This window comes from Pseudomonas sp. DWP3-1-2, assembly GCF_049896285.1.
GTDB lineage: Bacteria > Pseudomonadota > Gammaproteobacteria > Pseudomonadales > Pseudomonadaceae > Aquipseudomonas.
Map to the genome: position 1 here is coordinate 130029 of NZ_JAFCTZ010000006.1, position 15097 is coordinate 145125.

11 protein-coding genes are annotated in these 15097 nt (G+C 60.1%); 3 read left to right on the forward strand and 8 right to left on the reverse strand.

Annotated features, from left to right (window positions below; translation table 11 throughout):
- Positions 1-25: 25 nt before the first annotated feature.
- The 7 genes from phaC to ACP7B0_RS15535 form a co-directional block, all read right to left on the reverse strand.
- The gene (gene phaC, locus ACP7B0_RS15505) at positions 26-1705 is read right to left on the reverse strand and encodes a class II poly(R)-hydroxyalkanoic acid synthase (RefSeq protein WP_426142286.1); all 1680 of its coding nucleotides are present in this window, start codon (positions 1703-1705) and stop codon (positions 26-28) included.
- A 361-nt stretch (positions 1706-2066) separates the two neighbouring features.
- Complete coding sequence (locus ACP7B0_RS15510; protein ID WP_426142287.1) at positions 2067-2444, reverse strand: gamma-butyrobetaine hydroxylase-like domain-containing protein; 378 nt, start codon at positions 2442-2444, stop codon at positions 2067-2069.
- 165 nt (positions 2445-2609) lie between these two features.
- Entirely contained in the window at positions 2610-3947 is a 1338-nt protein-coding gene (gene hslU, locus ACP7B0_RS15515) for an HslU--HslV peptidase ATPase subunit (RefSeq protein WP_426142288.1), read from the reverse strand.
- 67 nt (positions 3948-4014) lie between these two features.
- Positions 4015-4545 (reverse strand): ATP-dependent protease subunit HslV, encoded by a 531-nt coding sequence (hslV, locus tag ACP7B0_RS15520; RefSeq protein WP_426142289.1) that lies wholly within the window; start codon positions 4543-4545, stop codon positions 4015-4017.
- A gap of 255 nt (positions 4546-4800) precedes the next feature.
- Positions 4801-5490, reverse strand: coding sequence for an SPOR domain-containing protein (locus ACP7B0_RS15525; protein WP_426142290.1), 690 nt, complete (start codon positions 5488-5490; stop codon positions 4801-4803).
- Position 5491: 1 nt separating this feature from the next.
- The gene (argS, locus tag ACP7B0_RS15530) at positions 5492-7228 is read right to left on the reverse strand and encodes an arginine--tRNA ligase (RefSeq protein WP_426142291.1); all 1737 of its coding nucleotides are present in this window, start codon (positions 7226-7228) and stop codon (positions 5492-5494) included.
- A 131-nt stretch (positions 7229-7359) separates the two neighbouring features.
- Positions 7360-9579, reverse strand: coding sequence for a primosomal protein N' (locus ACP7B0_RS15535; RefSeq protein WP_426142292.1), 2220 nt, complete (start codon positions 9577-9579; stop codon positions 7360-7362).
- Positions 9580-9745: 166 nt separating this feature from the next.
- On the opposite strand from ACP7B0_RS15535, the gene rpmE reads away from it, so the two are divergent.
- From rpmE to ACP7B0_RS15550, 3 genes are all read left to right on the forward strand, one after another.
- The gene (rpmE, locus tag ACP7B0_RS15540; protein ID WP_020293533.1) at positions 9746-9979 is read left to right on the forward strand and encodes a 50S ribosomal protein L31; all 234 of its coding nucleotides are present in this window, start codon (positions 9746-9748) and stop codon (positions 9977-9979) included.
- A gap of 23 nt (positions 9980-10002) precedes the next feature.
- Positions 10003-10797, forward strand: coding sequence for a thermonuclease family protein (locus ACP7B0_RS15545; protein WP_426142388.1), 795 nt, complete (start codon positions 10003-10005; stop codon positions 10795-10797).
- Between the two features lie 181 nt (positions 10798-10978).
- Complete coding sequence (locus ACP7B0_RS15550; protein ID WP_426142293.1) at positions 10979-12247, forward strand: malic enzyme-like NAD(P)-binding protein; 1269 nt, start codon at positions 10979-10981, stop codon at positions 12245-12247.
- Between the two features lie 204 nt (positions 12248-12451).
- Here ACP7B0_RS15550 and ACP7B0_RS15555 read toward each other — a convergent pair whose 3' ends face one another.
- Positions 12452-14908 carry a penicillin-binding protein 1A gene (locus ACP7B0_RS15555; RefSeq protein WP_426142389.1) on the reverse strand — a complete coding sequence of 819 codons (2457 nt, stop codon included), beginning with the start codon at positions 14906-14908 and terminating at the stop codon, positions 12452-12454.
- Between the last annotated feature and the right edge of the window lie 189 nt (positions 14909-15097).

Here is a 15097-nt window from a genome sequence, read left to right on the forward strand (position 1 = left end):
TCCTGACGCCATCCGTCGCCATCGTTTAGCGTTCGTGCACGTAGGTGCCGGGTGCCGCCTCGCCTGCCGGGTAGGCCTTGTTGCCCAGGTGCGCCGGGGTTTTCTTCAGCTTGCCCGAGCGTTCGGTCTGCCAGCCCTGCCAGTACAGCCACCAGGAATCAGTGTGCTTGGTGCCGTTCTCCTGCCAGGCTTTGGCGTCGGTCGGCATATCCGGGTTGGTCATGTAGCGCGACTTGGGGTTGCCCGGCGGGTTGAGAATGCTTTGGATGTGACCACTGCTGGACAGCACGAATTCAGTTTTTCCGCCGAACAGCTGCGCCGATTTGTAGCAGGACATCCAGGGCGTGATGTGATCGTTGGTGCCGGCCAGGGAGAACACATCGCTGGTGACTTGCCTGAGGTCGATGGGTGTGCCGCAAACCTCGAGGGCGTTGGGTCGAATCAGCGGATTGTTCTTGAACATCTCGATCAGGTCGCCATGAAACGCGGCGGGCAGGCGCGTGGTGTCGTTGTTCCAGAACAGGATGTCGAAAACGGGCGGTTCGTTGCCCAGCAGGTAATTGTTGACCCAGTAATTCCAGATCAGATCGTTGGGTCGCATCCAGGCAAATACCTTGGCCATGTCGCGCCCCTCCAGGACGCCCGCCTGATAGGAGTGGCGCTTGGCCGACTCCAGGGTCTGCTCGTCGACGAACAGCGCCACGTCGGTGTCCATCGTGGTGTCGAGCACGCTGACCAGCAACGTCAGGGCATTGACCTTCTGCTCGCCCAGCGCCGCGTAGTGCCCCAGCAGCGCGGTGCAGGTAATGCCGCCGGAGCAGGCGCCCAACATGTTGATGTCTTTACTGCCGGTGATGGCCATGACCACTTCCACCGCGTCTTTAAGAGCGTCGATGTAGGTGGACAGCCCCCATTCACGCTGGGCCTTGGTGGGGTTGCGCCAACTGACGATAAACGTCTGCACCTGACTGCGCAGGCAGAAGCGTGCCAGGCTCTTTTCGGGGCTCAGATCGAACACATAGAACTTGTTGATCTGTGGTGGCACGACCAGCAGCGGCCGTTCGTGTATCTGTTCAGTGATGGGTTTGTACTGGATCAGTTCGAGGACGTCATTGCGATACACCACGGCGCCTTCGGTGGTGCCCAGGCTCTTGCCGACTTCGAAGGCGTCCATGTTGACCTGGCTCGGCATGCCGCCGTTGTGTACCAGGTCCTTGGCCAGATGCGACAGGCCGTCGAGGACGCTTTTGCCTCCGGTCTCGAAGAAGCGTTTGACGGCAGCCGGGTTGGCCGCGCTGTTGGTGGGCGACATGGCTTCGGTCAGCAGGTTGATCACAAAGTGACCACGGCTGATGTCCTGGGGCGAAAGATTGCTGTTGCCCACCCAGTCATGCAGCTCCTTGCGCCAGGCCAGGTAAGTCTGCATGTAACGGCGGTACAGCGGGTTCTGGCTCCAGGCCGGATCGACAAAACGTCGATCATCGCTCTCCGGTTGCAGCGTCGATTTGCCCAACAACACATTCTTGAGTTCAAGGCCGAAATGCGCGACATGCCTGGCACTGTGCCAGGGTTGTTTGAGCGCCTGGCGCAATACGGTCCGGGCTGTGGCCAGTAAGTCCTTGCGGCGCAAGCCCACCACGGGGTTAAGGCCCAGGGTGTGTTCAGAAGCTTGGCTTTGCAGGTCATCGTTGCTTTTGCTACTCATCTACGACGCTCCATTGTCCTGAGACGAGCGCTGACTTCCCTGTGAAAAAACAGCGCCACAGGCCAATGCCAGCACTACTGCTCGGGTTACCGATGATGGCTAAAACCGTATGTTCCAGGGGATCTGCGGACACCACCGTCTTGCGCCTCTGAACTGCTGCGCTCCCTGCGACGGTTACGGAGCACACCCCTTTATGCTGCATGTTTCAATGCAGGGAACTTGCCAGAGTCATTGGTTACGCGAGATTTCAAAAAATCGCAAGCAGCGCCAGTCATTGGCCGCTGCGCGGACCATTGAAACAAAAGGAATTAGAAACTGCGTCCTAAAATGCCCGACGGCCAAGAGCTGCGGACTAGAGCGATTACAGCATCAGCTTGATGACTTGCTCGGAAGGATCACGGGATTTACCGGCTTTTTTCAGCTCCAGCAAATAATCGTCCCACAGGGATTCCTGGCGTTGCGCCAGTTGGTAGAGATATTCCCACGTGAACAATCCGCTGTCATGACCGTCGTCGAAGGTCAGTTTTAGTGCGTACTGACCGGCCGGTTCAACCTTGGTCAGACCCACCCCCAATTTGCCGAATTGCAGGATTGGTTTGCCATGGCCCTGCACCTCGGCAGAGGGCGAATGCACCCGCAGAAATTCAGCCGGCAAATGAAACGCCTCATCAGGCCCGTACTTGAGGGTCAGGGTTTTCGAGGCTTTGTGAAGCTGGATGGCGGTGGGGATTTTGGGCATGAATACAATCCCGGCAGGTGATACATAATGCCTGTAGGAGCTCACGAGCAACGCGAGGCAGCGATAGCGGTTCTCCTGACACACCGCTTCGCGGCCGTCGTTACCTCCGGGCGCTCCTACAGGAAATTCATTTCAATTTAGTAGATCGGTTCCCACCTTGTTCCGTTAAAGAATATACCGCGACAAATCTTCGTCTTTCGCCAATTCACCCAAGTGGCCGTTCACGTACTCGGCATCGATTCTGATCAGCTCTGCACCCGGCGCGCTGGCCAGGTCACCGGCGCTGAACGAAACCTCTTCGAGCAAGCGCTCAAGCAGGGTGTGCAAGCGACGGGCACCGATGTTTTCGGTCTTCTCGTTCACTTGCCAGGCAATCTCGGCGATGCGCTTGATGCCATCGGGCTGGAACTCGATGTTCAAGCCTTCAGTCTTGAGCAGCGCGCAGTATTGCTCGGTCAGCGACGCGTGAGGCTCACTGAGGATGCGTTCGAAGTCCTGAGGTGTCAGGGCCTTGAGTTCCACGCGGATCGGCAGACGGCCTTGCAGCTCGGGCACCAGATCGCTCGGTTTGCTCAGATGGAACGCGCCGGAGGCAATGAACAGGATGTGGTCGGTCTTGACCATGCCCAGCTTGGTGTTCACGGTGCAGCCTTCGATCAGCGGCAGCAGGTCGCGCTGTACACCCTCGCGGGACACATCCACGCCACCGGAATTACCGCGCTTGGCGACCTTGTCGATTTCGTCGATGAACACAATGCCATGCTGCTCGACCGCTTCCAGCGCCTTGGCCTTGAGTTCTTCTTCATTGACCAGCCGCCCGGCTTCTTCTTCGCGCACCAGTTTCAGGGCTTCTTTTACCTTCAACTTGCGGCTTTTCTTCTTGCCCTTGCCCATGTTGGCAAACAGGCTTTGTAACTGATTGGTCATCTCTTCCATGCCCGGTGGCGCGGAAATATCGACGCCCACGGTTTCGCTGATCTCGATCTCGATTTCCTTGTCATCCAGCTGCCCTTCACGCAAGCGCTTGCGGAACAGCTGGCGAGTATTGGAGTCGGTGCTGGTCGCTGCGTCGTCGTTGAAACCCATGCGGGCAGGCGGCAACAAGGCATCAAGAATGCGTTCTTCGGCGGCGTCTTCGGCGCGATGGCGGACCTTGACGATTTCCTGCTCGCGCAGCAGCTTGATGGCGGCATCGGCCAGATCACGGATGATCGACTCGACATCACGGCCTACATAGCCGACTTCGGTGAACTTGGTGGCTTCAACCTTGATGAACGGCGCGTTGGCCAGTTTGGCCAGGCGACGGGCAATTTCGGTCTTGCCGACGCCGGTCGGGCCGATCATCAGAATGTTCTTGGGCGTCACTTCAACGCGCAGCTCTTCCGGCAGTTGCATCCGGCGCCAGCGATTACGCAGGGCGATGGCGACGGCGCGCTTGGCATCGTCCTGGCCGATGATATGGCGATTGAGTTCGTGGACGATTTCGCGGGGAGTCATTGACATGGTAGTTGGCGGTCCTCCAGCTGAATCAAGGGCTACGTGGGCGCTTTTACAAGCGGCCAAGGCCGTCTCATTCAGCGAGGTCCTGCTCCTCAATGGTGATGTTGTGGTTGGTGAACACGCAGATATCGCCAGCGATATGCAATGCGGTTTCGGCGATTTCACGGGCCGAGAGTTCAGTCTTCAGCAGCAGGGCGCGAGCAGCGGCTTGCGCAAACGCGCCGCCGGAACCCATGGCGATCAGGCCATCTTCGGGCTCAACGACGTCGCCGTTACCGGTGATGATCAAGGAGGCATCTTTGTTGGCAACGGCAAGCATGGCCTCAAGACGGCTGAGAGAGCGGTCGGTACGCCATTCTTTGGCGAGTTCGACGGCGGCACGCACCAGATGACCTTGGTGCTTCTCAAGTTGCCCTTCGAAGCGTTCGAAAAGAGTGAACGCATCGGCTGTGGCCCCGGCAAAACCGGCGATCACTTCACCGTGATAGAGGCGACGCACTTTCTTCGCGTTGCCTTTCATGACGGTATTGCCAAGTGAGACCTGGCCGTCGCCAGCCATGACGACTTTGCCGTGGCGGCGCACTGAAACGATGGTGGTCAAGGGAGAGTCTCCACGCAGCGGGGCGAAAATGCCCTGGTGCAAACTCATATGGGGGTGGGGAAGGGTATTTCAACCTTGACGAACGTCGGGGGATGAATGGCGGGACCGGCCAACTCTTTTCGCAAGGCAGGACCTGTAGGAGCGAGCTTGCTCGCGATCGGCTGCGAAGCAGGCGTGAAAATGATGAATTCACCCTTGCTTGAAGGTCGTGCCGACCTTATCGCGAGCAAGCTCGCTCCTACACATCAAACGGTTTTACTTGCTGCGCTGCTGCAACAACAGGTTACTAAATCCGCCGCCTGCCAGTTGCTTCTGGGCGATGGTCAGTTGTTCACGGTTGCTGAACGGTCCGACCAGCACGCGGTACCAGGTTTCTTCCTTGACCGTACCTGACTCAACCCCGGCCGTCTGGCCCAGCAGGATGATCTGCGCCCTGACCTTGTCGGCGTCTTCTTTCTTGCGGAACGAGCCCGCCTGCAGGAAGAACTGCGTGACCGCTGCCGGTTTTGCAACCGGTGGCGCGGGGGGCGGTGTCAGGCCGCTGAGGGCGGCCTGAGCCCGGGCGGTATCAATCTTCGCGGCCTGCTCCGGCGTGACCGGAACCACTGGCGCCACCACAGGCGGCGGGGTTTTTTCCGGTACGGCTTCGTTAGGCACGATGACTTCCGATTCCGGCAGCAGCGTGTAGAAGTCGTACTTGGGCTTCACGGGTGCGGTCGGGCTCGGCGGTGTCTTGTTCGCTTCGGCAATTTTGGCGGCCTTGGCATCGGCCTTGACCCGCTTGATGTCGTCGCCGCCGGGTTCGAGCTTCATCAGAAACACCACGAACGCACCGACGCTCAGGCCGATGACCAGCCACAACCATCCTGGAATCGGCTTCTTCGCGGGTGCCTGATAACGGCTGGCGCCGCGCTTGGGAGCCGGTTTCTTTTTTGCAACTGCCAACTTACATGCGCTCCAGAGTTTCCAGGCCCAAAAGATCCAGGCCTTGCTTGAGGGTGCGGCCGGTCAGGGCAGCCAGGCGCAGGCGGCTTTGTTGTTGCTCCGCATTGTCCGCGCCAAGGATCGGGCAGTTCTCATAAAAGCTGGAGAACAGACCCGCCAGATCATAGATGTAGGCACAGAGTACGTGAGGTGTGCCTTTTTCCGCGACGTTATTCAGGACTTCTCCAAACTGCGCCAGACGCGCCGCCAGTTCGGTTTCCTGCGGGGCCTCAAGTACGATCCGGCCTTTGCTGGCGTCAAACGGCGTGCCGAGCTTGCGGAACACACCCGCCACGCGGGTGTAGGCGTACAGCAGGTACGGCGCGGTGTTGCCTTCGAAGCTGAGCATCTGATCGAAATTGAAGCTGTAGTCGCTGGCGCGGTGTTTGGACAAATCGGCGTATTTCACGGCGCTGATGCCCACGGCCCTGGCAATGTTGCGCAATTCGTCTTCGGCCAGCTCCGGGTTCTTCTCTTTGACCAGTGCGTAGGCGCGCTCCTTGGCTTCATCCAGCAGGTCGATCAGTTTGACAGTGCCGCCGTCGCGAGTCTTGAACGGGCGGCCATCGGCGCCGTTCATGGTGCCAAACCCCATGTGCTCCAGTTGCATGCCGTCGTGAACGAAACCGGCCTTGCGCGCCACTTCGAAGACTTGCTGAAAGTGCAGCGCCTGACGCTGATCGACGAAATACAACGCACGGTCGGCCTTCAGGACGTTGCTGCGGTAGCGAATGGCCGCCAGGTCCGTGGTTGCGTAAAGGTAGCCACCACCGGCCTTTTGCACGATGACCGGCAGCGGCGTGCCTTCGGCGGTCTTGAACTCGTCGAGGAACACGCACTGCGCGCCGTTGCTTTCGACCAGCAGGCCAGCGGTCTTCAGGTCCGAAACCACATTGGCCAGATCATCGTTGTAGGCACTTTCGCCCATCACGTCGGCCGGAGTCAGCTTGACGTTGAGCAGGTCATAGACTTGCTGGCAGTGGGAAAGCGAGATGTCCTTGAAATGGGTCCACAGCTTGAGGCATTCAGCGTCACCCGCTTGCAGCTTGACCACCAGGGCGCGGGCGCGCTCGGCAAACTCTTCGGATTCGTCGAAGCGTTTTTTCGCGGCGCGGTAGAAATTCTCAAGATCGGACAGCTCGTCACTGGCGGTCGGCTGCTCCTGCAGATAGGCCAGCAGCATGCCGAATTGCGTGCCCCAGTCACCGACGTGGTTCTGGCGAATCACGGTGTCGCCCAGAAACTCCAGAACGTTGGCCACGCCATCGCCAATGATGGTCGAGCGCAAATGACCGACGTGCATTTCCTTGGCCAGGTTCGGTGCCGACAGATCGACCACCGTGCGCTGGTTCGCGCCAGCCTTGTGGATTGACAGCTTCGGATCGGCCAGTGCTGCGTCCAGGCGTGCGGCCAGGGCTTGGGTGTTCTGGAAGAAGTTGAGGAAGCCGGGACCGGCGATTTCAACCTTGCTGACCTGCTCGTCGGCGGGCAGCGCAGCGATGATTTTTTCCGCCAGGTCACGCGGTTTCATGCCGGCCGGCTTGGCCAGCATCATCGCGATGTTGCTGGCGAAGTCGCCGTGAGTCTTGTCCTTGGCGTTTTCCACCTGAATCGCCGGCGACAGGCCTTCCGGCAAGACGCCTTCGTTGACGAGTCGGGTCAGTGCTTGTTGGATCAGCTGGCGAATGGTGTCTTTCATGGTGCTCTCTTCGACCGCAAGCGCGGCAGCGCCTGGATGCGCGGGTGGAAAAACTGGGCATTATCCGTTGCCGGAGCCGCATTGCCAACCACTGTTGGAGCGAGCGGGCGGCGCTCCAACGGGCTTTGGCTTCAATACAAATCCACCGGATCCACATCCAGCGACCACCTGACCTGTCTTGCGCTGGGCATTTGTTCCAGTGCCAGCAGCCAGGCGCTGAGCAGGCGATGCAAAGGCGTTCGGGCGCTGGCTTGTACGAGCAGTTGTGCGCGATAGCGTCCGGCGCGGCGTTCCATCGGGGCCGGGACCGGGCCGAGCAGTTCAATGCCGCCCAGGTTCATGTCGATCAACAATTGCTCGGCTTCGGCGCACGCTTCGTCGAGGAAACCTTCAGCCTGCCCCGGTTTATGCGCTTCGGCCCGCAGCAAGGCCAGATGGGAGAACGGCGGCAGGCCAGCGGCCCGGCGTTCGCTCAGCGCTTGCTCGGCAAAAGCGAAGTAACCTTGCTCGGTCAACTGGATCAGCAGCGGGTGTTCGGCCAGGTGCGTCTGGATAATCACCCGGCCAGGCTCTTCGGCGCGCCCTGCACGCCCGGCGACCTGCACGATCAACTGCGCCATGCGCTCGCTGGCGCGGAAGTCGCCGGAGAACAAGCCGCCGTCGGCGTCCAGAATCGACACCAGCGTGACGCGAGGAAAGTGGTGCCCTTTGGCAAGCATTTGCGTGCCCACCAGAATGCACGGCTGGCCGCGCTGAATCGTGGTGAACAGCTGATTCATCGCGTCCTTGCGCGAGGTGCTGTCGCGATCGACCCGCAGCACCGGGTAATCGGGAAACAGAATCGCCAGCCGCTCTTCGGCGCGCTCGGTCCCTGCGCCTACCGGGCGCAAATCCACTTTGCCGCACGAAGGGCACTGGCGCGGCACGCGTTCCACGTGGCCGCAATGGTGGCAGCGCAACTCGCCGGAACGTTGATGCACCGTCATCCGCGCATCGCAGCGGGGGCAGCCGGACAGCCAGCCGCAATCGTGGCACAGCAGGGTCGGCGCAAAGCCACGGCGGTTGAGGAACACCAGCACTTGCTGGCCGGCCGCCAGCGTTTGCCCGATAGCCTGCTGCATCGGGCCGGAAATGCCGCTGTCCAACGGACGACTTTTTACGTCCAGGCGCAGGAATTTCGGCTGTTGCGCGCCGCCAGCCCGCTGGTTGAGGCGCAACAGGCCGTAACGACCGGTGTAGGCGTTGTGCAGGCTTTCCAGTGAAGGCGTAGCAGAGCCGAGCACGATGGGAATGTTTTCCTGCCGGGCGCGCACCAGCGCCAGGTCCCGTGCGTGATAGCGCAAACCTTCCTGCTGTTTATAGGAACCGTCGTGCTCTTCATCGATGATGATCAGGCCGGGGTTCTTCATCGGCGTGAACAGCGCCGAGCGCGTGCCGATAATAATGTCGGCGTCGCCGTCCCGAGCGGCAAGCCAGGTGTCCAGCCGGTCACGGTCGTTGACTGCCGAATGCACCAGGGCAATGCGCGCATTGAAGCGATGCTCGAAGCGCGCCAGGGTTTGCGGACCCAGGTTGATTTCAGGGATGAGCACCAGCGCCTGCTTGCCGGCTTCCAGGGTTTCACGGATCAGTTGTAGATAGACTTCGGTCTTGCCGCTGCCCGTCACCCCGGCCAGCAGGAAGGCATGAAAGCTGTCGAAACCTGCGCGAATGGCTTCATAGGCGGCGCGTTGTTCCGTATTGAGGGGCAATTCCGGCTGGGCCAGCCAGTGCTCGTGGCGCGGCGTGGGGGCATGGCCGCGAACCTCTACCTCCACCAGTCCCTTGGCCAGCAACAGGTTCAGGCTTTCCTTGTTAAGCATCAGCTTGCTGAGCAACTGATGCGCCACACCATGAGGATGTTGAGCCAGTGTGGTCAGGGCTTCGCGTTGCTTGGGTGCCCGGGCGATGCGCGGGTCGTGGACGCTGGCACCGGACGCCACCTGCCAGAAGCGCTCCTGGCGCGACTCGGCGGGCTCACCCTGGCGTAGCAGGACGGGCAGCGCCCAACTCAAGGTGTCGCCGAGGCTGTGCTGGTAATACTGGGACGTCCACAGGCACAGCTTGAACAGCGACGGCGGCAGCGGCGCGTGCTGGTCCAGCAGGGCGATGGCGGGCTTGAGCTTTTCGGCGGGCACTTCGCTGTGGTCGGTCACTTCTATAAGAATGCCGATCATTTCCCGGCGCCCGAACGGCACCCGCACGCGCATGCCGGGCATCAACGCACTGCGCAGCACGCCGGCGGGCGCGCGGTAGTCGAACAGTCGACGCAGTGGCGAGGGCAGGGCGAGGCGCAGTATGGCGTCGGGCACGCGGGGTTTCCCTGTTACGGAGTATGACGGATGCGCGATCTTAGCAGACGACCGGTTTAAACGGCGGCTTGCGTGTTCAGAATTCTCTGGTACTATCCGCAGCCTTATTACGTGCGGTATTCGACAATAGTGTTGGATGGCGGCACGCTAGCCCGAGGAAGTACCGATGAAAGCTGATATCCATCCAGTTTACGAAGCCATTGACGCTACTTGCAGCTGCGGCAATGTCATCAAAACTCGCTCCACACTGGCCAAGCCTCTGAGCCTGGACGTGTGCAACGAATGCCACCCGTTCTACACCGGTAAGCAGAAGACGCTTGACGTCGGCGGTCGTGTTGACAAGTTCAAGTCGCGCTTCGGTGCTTTCGGCGCAACCAAAGCTCCTGCTGCTGCAGAGTAAGGTTGGCCGTTCTGGGATCTCCACTGGATTTCTCCAGGCTGCTTAAAAAGGCGTCCCTCGCGGGCGCCTTTTTTATGTCTGCGATTTGGCTGTCCGGTGCTCAAGCGTTTTGTCCGGTGCCCGCCTCGTTGCCGGTTTTTCAGGTCGAACGGGTAGTCGATGGCGACACGCTGCGCCTGACCGATGGCCGCAGCGTGCGCATGATTGGCTTGAACGCGCCGGAGACCGGCAGGAAAGGCCGGACCGCCGAGCCGTTCGCCGAGGCCGCAAAGCGCCGCCTGCAAGGGCTGGTGGCGGAGAATGACAGCCGGATCGGCCTGCAAGTGGGCCAGGAGGCCCGGGACCGTTACGGCCGAACCCTGGCCAACGTCTATGGGCGCAACGGTGCCAATCTCGAAGCGCAACTGCTGAGCGAGGGGCTCGGTTATCGGGTGGCGGTCTCGCCCAATGTGGCGTTGGTGGAGTGCCAGCAGGCCGCTGAGCGCATCGCGCGCCGGGCCAGGATTGGGGTGTGGCGCAATTCTCCCGTGCAATCTGCGGATCAGATCAACAAAGGCGGGTTCGCCCTTGTCTCGGGGCGCGTCGCGGATGTGCAGCAAAACGGCGGCGGTTTGTGGATCGAACTGCAAGGCGGCGTGGTGTTGCGGATCGCGCCAGCGCTGCTGGATCAGTTCGACGCTGCGGCAGTTCGTCGCATGAAAGGCCAGACAATCGAAGCCCGTGGCTGGGTCATTGATCGCTCGAAACGTGGCGGCCTGAGGTCAGGCCAGGCGCGCTGGATGATGCCGATTACGCATCCGGCGATGTTGGACCTCTAAATCCGCCCGCTCCAACGACTGCCTCGCCAACAAGTTGGCCCATGCAACGCCCTCAATATAAGCGTAAAGTCTTAGCTCCCGCCCCTTGACAGTAGTGACTGGCCAGTCTTGTTAGGACTTTGCATCTTGCGTATCCTCGGCGGTCCGTCTGTCCCACAGTAAAAAAAAGCGGAATGCCCACATGTCTGATTTGAAAACTGCCGCGCTCGAATATCACGCCAACCCGCGTCCAGGGAAATTGAGCGTAGAACTTACCAAGCCCACCGCAACCGCTCGTGATCTGGCCCTGGCTTACAGCCCTGGCGTTGCCGAGCCGGTGCGTGAAATCGCCCGTGATCCTGAGTTGGCCTACAAATACACGGGCAAAGGCAATCTGGTAGCAGTTATTTCCGATGGCACCGCCATTCTCGGTCTGGGTAACCTGGGCCCATTGGCTTCCAAGCCGGTGATGGAAGGCAAGGGTGTTCTGTTCAAGCGTTTCGCTGGCATCGACGTATTCGACATCGAAGTCGACTCGGAAAGCCCGCAGGCGTTCATCGACACCGTTAAGCGCATTTCCATCACCTTCGGTGGCATCAACCTCGAAGACATCAAGGCGCCAGAGTGCTTTGAGATCGAGAAAGCGCTGATCGAACAATGCGACATCCCGGTTTTCCACGATGACCAGCACGGCACCGCCATTGTGACGGCGGCGGGCATGATCAACGCGCTGGAAATCGTCGGCAAGACGCTCGCAGATGCCAAAATTGTCTGCCTGGGCGCTGGCGCTGCGGCCATCTCCTGCATGAAGTTGCTGGTGAGCATGGGCGCGCAGATCGAGAATATCTTCATGGTTGACCGCACTGGCGTTATTCACGCCGAGCGCAGCGACCTGAACCAGTACAAGGCCGTGTTCGCGCACGCCACTGAAAAACGCACGCTGTCTGACGCCCTCGACGGCGCTGACGTGTTCGTGGGTCTGTCCGGTCCGAATCTACTGAGCGCTGAAAACCTGAAGCTGATGGCCAAGGACCCGATCGTGTTTGCCTGCTCGAACCCTGATCCGGAAATCGCCCCGGAGCTGGCGCACGCCACCCGCGATGACGTGATCATGGCGACCGGTCGTTCGGACTACCCGAACCAGGTCAACAACGTGCTGGGCTTCCCGTTCATCTTCCGCGGTGCCCTGGACGTTCGCGCCAAGCGCATCAACGAAGAAATGAAAATCGCTGCCGCCAACGCCTTGCGCCAACTGGCCAAGCTGCCTGTGCCTCAGGAAGTCTGCGACGCTTACGGCGGTATCAAGCTGGAATTCGGTCGTGAGTACATCATTCCGAAACCGATGGATGCTCGCCTGCTGGGCCTGATTGCTGACGCCGTAGCCAAGGCGGCTATCGAGAGTGGCGTTGCAACGCTGCCGTATCCAAAGCACTACCCGCTGACCAGCGTTGATGACGTGTTTAACGGCTAAACGCTGAATCGGAAACACAAAAAACCCTGCAACGATGCAGGGTTTTTTTGTGGGTGCAGTTCATGGCCGCGGGACCGGCTTTAGCCGGGAAGGGGTATTTCGGGCGATGCAGATGCAGCGAACGCCCTGGCCTCTTCCCGGTGCGGCAGGCTCACCGCGTTATCGTTCTTCGCGGCCAAGCCTCGCTCCAACAGATCTGCCTGATCAGAACAAGTCGATAGGTGCCGACTCATCCGCTGGCAGCGGGCTGCCCGGTGCGCTGCCGCCCAGTTCATTGACGCTCGGTGGCGTGTCTTCGCTCTTGAACAGTTCGAAGAACGCATTCGGCGTGCTCGGGGTGGCTGCGCGGCCGCTGATCGGGTCGACTCGCAGGCTGAGGAGGCCCTCCGGTTCTGCCTGCTCATGGGGCGGCTTGTCTTTCAAGGCTGCGCTCATGTACGTCATCCAGATCGGCAGCGCGACGGTCCCGCCAAACTCATGACGGCCCAGGCTTTCCGGTTGGTCAAAGCCGGTCCAGACCGTGGTCACGTAGTCGGCGTTATAACCCGTGAACCACGCATCCTTGGATTCGTTGGTCGTACCGGTCTTGCCCGCGATGTCCGGGCGATTCATCGCCAGGGCGCGACGGCCTGTGCCGCGTTTGATCACGTCTTTCAACATGCTGTTGAGGATGTACGTCGTGCGGCCATCGACAATGCGCTCGGCAACGGCAGGCGCTGCTGGCTCTGCAGGCTGGGTGGTCGGCGGCGGACCTTCGGTGGAGGAAGCCACCAGCGCCGGGCCGTTGGGGACCGCCACCACGTTGGTGTTCGGGGCTGTATGGCTGTCCACGGCTGGCACGGTCGGCGGATTGGCTTCAAACAGCGTGGCGCCGTCGCGGCTCTCGATTTTCTGGATCAGGTAAGGGCTGACTTTGTACCCGCCGTTGGCAAACGTACTCCAGCCGCTGACGATTTCCATCGGCGTCAGCGTTGCGGTGCCCAGCGCCAGGGACAGGTTGCGTGGCAGGTCGTCTTTGTTGAAACCGAATCGCGTGATGTAGTTGATCGCGTTGTCGATGCCCAGTTGCTGCAGCAGGCGAATCGACACCAGGTTGCGGGACTTGTACAGCGCTTCGCGCAGCCGGATCGGGCCCAGGAAGGTGCCGGTATCGTTCTTGGGGCGCCAGACTTTATCGAGGTATTCGTCAACGAATACGATAGGCGCATCGTTCACCAGGCTCGACGCGGTGTAACCGTTGTCCAGTGCCGCGCAGTAAAGGAACGGTTTGAAGCTGGAGCCGGGTTGACGCTTGGCCTGCATGGCGCGGTTGTAGTTGCTCTGCTCGAAGGCAAAACCGCCCACCAGCGCCCGAATCGCACCGTTTTGCGGATCAAGGGACACCAGTGCGCTCTGCGCGACGGGGATCTGGCTGAATTTAAGCGAGTCATTTTCCTGGCGTTGCACGCGAATCAGATCACCTACCTGAGCTACGTCAGCAGGTTGCCTTGGATTTGGCCCCAGACTGTTGGTGTTCAGATAGGGGCGTGCCCATTTCATGGTCGCCCAATCGACGGTTTCTTCTTTTTCACCATTACGGGTCAACACGCGCAGACCGGTTTTGTCGACCTGGGTGACGATGGCCGGCTCAAGGGTGCTGATGGTGCGCTGCTTGATGAGCTCCTTCGCCCAGCTTTCGCGGGTCATGCCCGGGAAACGGCTCTCGGGGCCGCGATAGCCATGGCGCTGGTCGTAGTCGATCAAGCCTTCCTGAACCGCGTTGTTGGCGTGTTCCTGAAGGTCGCTTGGAACAGTAGTGGTGACGCGGAAGCCTTCGGTATAGGCTTCGCTGCCATAACGGCCGACCATTTCGGCGCGGGCCATTTCGGCGATGTACGGGGCGTTCACTTCGGGTGTCGGCACGTGGTAGCTGGCGTTGATCGGCTCGCTGAGGGCGGCCTGATAAGCGTTCTGGTCGATCTTGCCGAGCTTGAACATGCGGCCCAGGATCCAGTCGCGACGTTCTTTGGCGCGAACCGGGTTGGCCAGCGGATTGAAGCGCGAGGGGGCCTTGGGCAGGCCTGCGATCATCGCCATCTGCGCCAGGGTTATGTCACGGATGGATTTCCCGTAATACACCTGTGCGGCCGCCTCGATACCGTAGGCGCGGTTACCCAGGTAGATTTTGTTGACGTAAAGCTCAAGGATTTCATCCTTGGTGAGTTGGCGCTCAATTTGCAGTGCGAGGAGAATCTCGGTGGTTTTGCGCGAGAAGCTGCGTTCGCTGGTCAGGAAGTAGTTTTTCGCCACCTGCATGGTGATGGTGCTGCCGCCGGACTGGATGTGGCCGCTCTTGATCAGTTGTGAGGCGGCGCGCATCAGGCTGCCAGGGTCTACGCCGTAGTGATTGGCGAAATTATCGTCTTCGGCGGACAACAGGGCGTTGATGAAGTTGGGTGGTATCTCAGCGAAACGGATGGGAGTACGGCGCATTTCGCCAAACTCTGCAATCAATTTCCCGTCGCTGCTGTATACACGGAGCGGTATTTGCAGTTGGATACTGCGCAGCGCGTCGACTGACGGCAGGCTAGGGCTCAGATAAAGGAATGCACCGCTTAGACCGAGCAACAGCCCGCAGAATATAGCGACGAGAGACCACCAGAAAAACTTCAGCAGGCGTATCAAGGCTTTTGGATTTCCAGAAAAAAGAATGGGTTAAGCGCAGGCCGTTACAAACGAACACGCCTTGAAGCTTGGTTATACGAAAAAAACGCTGGGCATTATAAGCATTTTTCGTCCCCGAGCGTTATTTGCGCTACTGTCAAGGCTGCCGACAGTGGCTTTGGACAAAAAAATCTCCGTAAGTGACGG

Coding starts and splice junctions, on each gene's coding strand:
- phaC (WP_426142286.1), bottom strand. CDS start 1,705: ATGAGTAGCAAAAGCAACGATGACCTGCAAAGCCAAGCTTCTGAACAC.
- ACP7B0_RS15510 (WP_426142287.1), bottom strand. CDS start 2,444: ATGCCCAAAATCCCCACCGCCATCCAGCTTCACAAAGCCTCGAAAACC.
- hslU (WP_426142288.1), bottom strand. CDS start 3,947: ATGTCAATGACTCCCCGCGAAATCGTCCACGAACTCAATCGCCATATC.
- argS (WP_426142291.1), bottom strand. CDS start 7,228: ATGAAAGACACCATTCGCCAGCTGATCCAACAAGCACTGACCCGACTC.
- rpmE (WP_020293533.1), top strand. CDS start 9,746: ATGAAAGCTGATATCCATCCAGTTTACGAAGCCATTGACGCTACTTGC.
- ACP7B0_RS15550 (WP_426142293.1), top strand. CDS start 10,979: ATGTCTGATTTGAAAACTGCCGCGCTCGAATATCACGCCAACCCGCGT.